A 5,368-nucleotide genomic window follows, 5' to 3' on the forward strand; every position below is an offset into this window, starting at 1 on the left:
TACCTCAACCTCGGCGGAAGCGGTGGAACCGGGCCGGCAGCAGGCACCTACCGCATCGTCAACCGCAACAGCGGCAAGCCCCTCGCCATCGCCGGGAACTCCACCGCCGACGGCGCCAAGGCGGTCCAGCAGAGCGGCACCCCCACCTGGACGATCAGCACCACCCAGGACGCCTACACCCTGCGCTACACCGCCTCCGGAAAGATGCTCGACGTCAACGCCGGCAGCACCACGACGGGCCTGCAGCTACAGCAGTGGTCGGCCAACGGCGGCACCAACCAGTCGTGGTACCTGCGGCCCACCGGTGACGGCTACTACACCATCGTCAGCCGCAGCAGCGGGCTCGTGGCCGACGTCTCCGCCGCCTCGACCAGTGACGGCGCGCAGGTCGTGCAGTGGACCGCCAACGGCGGGACCAACCAGCAGTGGCAGTTCGTACCCGCCTGACCAGTAGCAGAGGTGGGTGTCAAGTTCGGCCGCCGGTAACGGTCTGCCGATTGTCGCGCCGACTCGGGGGCACGCTTTGTGCGCCCGAGTCGGCCGCGACCCAATCACGGTGGGACACGAGCTACCGATCCGGACAGACGCGGGCCTGGTCCGCTCGCTACCCGTACGTGGGCCAGGCCCGGGCGTCGCGGCTGAGTGCACGGACGGTCGAGCGCGCGTACAGGCAGTTGGAGTCCGCTGGCTACTCCCGAACCATCCTGCGGATGCAGCTGAGCAACCGACATGTCGGGTTCTACGGCCTCGACAACCGCCCGCGACCGGCGTGGCCCCAGTGCGTGTCCGCATGCCCGCTTCCGCATACTGATCTGCCGCCGACTGAGCGCGGTGTCGGTGAGGCGCTTACCGCCAAGCGCCCTCTCGGCTCTGCCTCGGACAATACTGTGGCGCGTCGGGGTCCGGGTCGAGGACACTCGCGATCATGCTGGCTTCATGTCGTAGCGTCACGGATCTGGTCGCCGCGCAGGCGCGCGGGGAACGGATCAAGTTTCTGTTCTTCTGGGGGCACCAGCCGGAGCGCGACGGCCGGGTCGGCGCCGGATGCTTGAGTCAGTGGTGGCCAACGCCGTTCATGATCGACGGGCTCGTCTTCGCGACCGCCGAGCACTACATGATGTGGCGCAAGGCCACCGTGTTCGGTGACGACGCGATGGCCGAGCGGGTTCTCGCCGCGCCGCACCCACACGCGGCCAAGGCGCTCGGCGGCCGGGTCGTCGGCTTCGATCAACGGACCTGGGACGATCACCGCTTCGAGATCGTGGTGGCCGGCAACCTGGCTAAGTTCGGACAGCACGCCGCGCTGCGCGAATTCCTGGTCGGTACCGGAAGACGGGTTCTCGTCGAGGCCAGCCCGGTGGACCGGATCTGGGGTATCGGGCTAACCCGAGAGGACCCCGTCGCCTCCGAACCGGCTCGCTGGCGGGGCCTCAACCTGCTCGGGTTCGCGCTCATGCAAGTTCGCGACGTCCTCCACGAACAGCCGGAACGGTAGCCGTCGCTAGACGCCTAGGTCACGGACTCGCCACGATCCGTGCGCTACGGGGCGTCATGCGAAGAAGGGCAGGCGGCGTCGGGACTGGCCGATGACAGTGCGCCTCGTCCTGGACGTACCGCCGCCGTGCCCTGCGGAAGCGGGAGTCGGGGGTTAGGTATGGAACACCCGGACGTAGATCCCTGGGCCTTGCTGCCTGAAGCCGATCTGTTCGAAGGTACTGTTTGCCACCGACAATGCCGGTTTGGACACGACCTGGACGCCAGCAGCGCCGGCCGCCACGGCACGCCGTATGGCCTCTCGGATCAGCCTTAGGGCAACCGCTTTCCCGCCTTCAGTCTGTTCGGCGACGACATCATCGATACGGGCCTTCACTCCGCCGGGCGCCTGGTAAACCGCGAGCGTGAGTGTGCCGCAGATGCTCCCGTTCTGCCGGGCGACGAATAGCTGGTACTCAGGCAACGCGATCATGCGGGCCAAAGCTTGCGGGCTCAGACGACTCGGCCGGCTCGACAACTTTGGCACATCTCGGCAAAACGCTTCGATGCTCTCCGCGTCGAGAGCCTCGACGAGTTCCACCTCGACGTCCACGGGAGGCACGATACGTCGTACAAGCCGGTTCAGCTCCTACACTGCATCCGGACCTGCCGCTTTGGGTGCCCAGTGGGCAGCTGCGGCACAGGCTGGCTCACTGCGCCAGCTCGCGGATATGCGAGATCAGCGCACCGAGCGGCGGGCGCCGCGCGGTTTGGGCAGGTGGTTGACGATCCAGAGCCACACAGGGTTTCCCCGGCCGGCGTACGCCGCATCCGCTTTCCGGGAGGCCTCCACCGCGGCGAAGCCGTAGTCGCGCATGCCTTCCTCGTATTGGGCTATCGCCGCGATGATGTCGCTGCCGGTGGTGAGGGCAGCGCACAGGTTCGCCGCGTCCATCAGCGCGGTGTTCGCGCCTGAGCCGCAGGCCGGGCTCATCGCGTGGATCCCGTCGCCGAGCAGTGTCACCCGGCTTGGCGCCCAGGCGGCGACGCGTTCGCTGCTGCGGACCCGGATGAAGAAGGTCTCATCAACGGCCGTCCGGGCCAGCAGTGCACGCAGGTCGGGGTGCCACGAACGGATCGCCCGGCACGCGACGGCATGTAAGGCCGCAGGGTCGGCCACGGCCAGTTCGGTGTCCGGCGCGCCAAGCCGATCGCGTCCGGCGGACAGACCCCACATCAGATAGTCCCCGGTCGACGTGACGCGTATTCCAGGCGCGATCTCGGCCGCCGCGTCCTCGGGTGCCCGCTGAAACTCGACCAGCCCAGCGGCCAAACCGACATCGCCGCCGATGATGGCGGTGAACCCTTCGTACATGGCCGGCGGGATCAGCCGCCGCGCAGCGTCGTCCAATGGGACCTTGCCGTAGATGACCCTCGAGCCGGTGTCCACGACCGGTGCGTCCGGCAACAGTGTGCGGCGCACGACGGAATTCACTCCGTCCGCGCCGACAAGCACGTCCGCGGCCTCGGTCGACCCGTCCGCGAAGCGCAGGGTCACACCGTCGGCCTCCTGCGCGTACCCGACGAGCTCACGGCCGAAGTGGATCCGAGCGTCGAGCCCCGCGGCGAGGATTTCCCGCAGCGTGCCCCGGTCGACCGAGGTAGACAGCGTCGCCGGATCGCCCGGGTCCAGGTTCGGGTCAACTGCCATGCGGCGCAGGACGCGCAGCTGTGCGGTCAGTACCGTGACCACGGTGCTGCGCCGGCCCGTCGTGGCGAGGAAGAGCCGGAACAACTCGGGCGGCAGACACCTCTGCAGCGCCAGCCCGGCCCGCGCGTCCAAGTGCAGCCGGTAGCCCTGCCGGCGGACGTCAAGGCCACTGTCCCGCTCGTAAACGTGCACATCGACGCCGTCCCGCACCAGCCCCTGAGCCAGACACAATCCGCCAAGACCGGCGCCGGCCACCGCTACCCGCATGACGCCTCCCACCTCACGCCATCCGAACCGCGAGAAACGCCGGAGCCAAGCGGCCGACAGTACATCCCGACAACGCTCGGCGCATCGAAACCTGCCCGCGAAACAGCCGCGAACCCCCACAGTAGCGATCACCGCAACAACCGGATCTGGCGCTCCAGGTGGGCTGGCGTTCATCGCCGGTGGTGACGCACGGTCCTCGGGTGGTCCTGGGGCAGGTCGACCAGCAGTACGCCGCCCTTGCAGTCGGCTTGCTCGACGGCGAGGGTGAGCGGTCGATCACCGAGCGCTTGGGCGTAGGTTGGCCTTCCGCGCACCCGCCACCGGTAGACCACGCTGTCGACCGGGATGAGCCGAGAGCCCTTCTTGGCCAACGCCACGTCGATCCGTTCGCTATCCGATGCCAGGGCGGCAGCTAATCACGCCGTACCGGCGGGTGGGGACGCAGGCGGGCGCAAGACGTCGTCAACCGGCCACCATCGATGACAGTCAAGACGCCGCGTGAGCGATTGTCACCACCTGTGGATCGGTGGTTCAGGGGACGTAGACGAGGTTCACGCGGTAGCGGTATCCAGGTCCGTTCTCGAAGACGTCGACATCGAGCACCAGGTCGCTCCTGCCTTCCTCTTCGGTCCAGAGGTCGACCAGGCAGCGCCAGTGATCGCCGAACCACAATGCGACTGATGTGTTCCAGGATTCGTCTGGTGGGGTGATCAGCGTGACGTCACCGTAGTTGTCAATCGCCTGGCGGCATTTCTGCGAGATTTCGGTAGGAACTGGGTCTACCGGCGGCAGGCCTGCGCCGATGGCGGCGTCTCGTCCCACCAGCGAGTCCACGACCGCCTTGAGCGTCGGCCGCCAAGCCTCTGGAATGGGACCTTCGAGCGTGGCATCCTTCACCGGATCGCCCACGTGTGCCTCCTCTGCGATGCCAACGTGTGATTGGGTGATCTTGGTTGGGTGGCGGCGGGGGCCTTGGTGGCCGGGGTGGCCGCGGGGCGTCCGACGAGTTTGCCATGTTCGAAGCGGGCGTCCACACGCACGAGCGCGACGAGGTGGGGTGCGTTGGCCGCCCGCTAGCAGGCTCGGGTACTCGTAGGAGGAGAGCCGCTCGCCGAGATCGCCGGTGGTTATCGCGACGGCGTTGGCGAACGTGGCGCCGTAGACGAGCTTCAACGCGGCGACGGCACGGCGGGCGTGGTCACGGTCCTCGGTTCCGACTTTCGGCCGGGGCGTTCTTCGCGTTCGAGCCGGGCCAGACGCGGCGTCATGAGCAGGCTCGCCCGATCAACGGGGGAACGTGCGCAGGGGCGAGGTGTCGCCCACGGACCAGTTGTGACCGAACGGGTCCGTGAAGCCACCTTGACGGTGCGTCCCCCAGGGCACGCGGTGATCCTCGATTGCCGCTCCGGCGACTGCGCCGGCCGCGACGGCGCGCTCGATGAAGGTGTCGGGGTCATCGACGAACACCTCGATGCGGGTGCTCGTGATTCCGACCTGGCCAGGACTCGTCTCTGTCGGGTTCTCGGGATTGACCTGGTGGAGGAAGAAGGGGGCGCCGCTGATCGCGAGGCCGGCCACGCCACCAAGGTTCCACAGCTCCGTCGCGCCAAGCGCAGTCCTGTACCAGGCGACTGCGGCCTCTGCATCAGAGACGATCAACATCACCGAGATCACTGGCGATGCGGCGAGCACCGTATCGCTGGATGAGGCGGAACGACTCTTCGGTTCCTCGGTCATGCCCACAGCATGCCGGACACCGCCAGCGGCGTCTCCCCACCTACCCAAGATGAATCGCCAGGTCGAGGCCGAGGTGACCACCGCGACCTGACCGGACGCGACTCTGGGGGGGATGCGCGAGGGGCGGTGTACCAGCGTGAGGTGTTGTTGGGTTTAGGTAGGTGGAGCGAGGTGGTGAGA

Annotated in this window: 7 protein-coding genes and 1 pseudogene; 2 read left to right on the forward strand and 6 right to left on the reverse strand. The window is 67.7% G+C overall.

The window, feature by feature from the left end; translation table 11 throughout:
* A partial coding sequence (locus tag AB0J36_RS34215; RefSeq protein WP_363661584.1) for an RICIN domain-containing protein occupies positions 1-447 on the forward strand: 447 nt, incomplete at its 5' end.
* Between the two features lie 478 nt (positions 448-925).
* On the forward strand, positions 926-1,495 hold the full coding sequence (locus tag AB0J36_RS34220; RefSeq protein ID WP_357171397.1) for an NADAR family protein: 570 nt from the start codon (positions 926-928) through the stop codon (positions 1,493-1,495).
* Between the two features lie 153 nt (positions 1,496-1,648).
* Here the strand turns inward: AB0J36_RS34220 and AB0J36_RS34225 are convergent, their stop codons facing one another.
* The 6 genes and pseudogenes from AB0J36_RS34225 to AB0J36_RS34250 form a co-directional block, all read right to left on the reverse strand.
* Positions 1,649-2,086 (reverse strand): GNAT family N-acetyltransferase, encoded by a 438-nt coding sequence (locus tag AB0J36_RS34225; protein WP_357123197.1) that lies wholly within the window; start codon positions 2,084-2,086, stop codon positions 1,649-1,651.
* Between the two features lie 126 nt (positions 2,087-2,212).
* Complete coding sequence (locus tag AB0J36_RS34230; protein WP_363661585.1) at positions 2,213-3,451, reverse strand: FAD-dependent monooxygenase; 1,239 nt, start codon at positions 3,449-3,451, stop codon at positions 2,213-2,215.
* Between the two features lie 170 nt (positions 3,452-3,621).
* Positions 3,622-3,828 (reverse strand): hypothetical protein, encoded by a 207-nt coding sequence (locus AB0J36_RS34235; protein WP_363661586.1) that lies wholly within the window; start codon positions 3,826-3,828, stop codon positions 3,622-3,624.
* Between the two features lie 154 nt (positions 3,829-3,982).
* Positions 3,983-4,360, reverse strand: coding sequence for a hypothetical protein (locus tag AB0J36_RS34240; RefSeq protein WP_363661587.1), 378 nt, complete (start codon positions 4,358-4,360; stop codon positions 3,983-3,985).
* Positions 4,345-4,542: pseudogene (locus AB0J36_RS34245) on the reverse strand (hypothetical protein); the annotation flags it as partial. The gene AB0J36_RS34240 and the pseudogene AB0J36_RS34245, both read right to left, overlap by 16 nt.
* Positions 4,543-4,735: 193 nt before the next feature.
* Positions 4,736-5,188, reverse strand: a complete 453-nt coding sequence (locus AB0J36_RS34250; protein ID WP_363661588.1) for a VOC family protein — start codon at positions 5,186-5,188, stop codon at positions 4,736-4,738.
* Between the last annotated feature and the right edge of the window lie 180 nt (positions 5,189-5,368).

Origin of the sequence: Micromonospora sp. NPDC049662, assembly GCF_040675055.1 — a bacterium.
Taxonomy (GTDB): Bacteria; Actinomycetota; Actinomycetes; order Mycobacteriales; family Micromonosporaceae; genus Micromonospora.

Coding starts and splice junctions, on each gene's coding strand:
- AB0J36_RS34220 (WP_357171397.1), top strand. CDS start 926: ATGCTGGCTTCATGTCGTAGCGTCACGGATCTGGTCGCCGCGCAGGCG.
- AB0J36_RS34230 (WP_363661585.1), bottom strand. CDS start 3,451: ATGCGGGTAGCGGTGGCCGGCGCCGGTCTTGGCGGATTGTGTCTGGCT.
- AB0J36_RS34250 (WP_363661588.1), bottom strand. CDS start 5,188: ATGACCGAGGAACCGAAGAGTCGTTCCGCCTCATCCAGCGATACGGTG.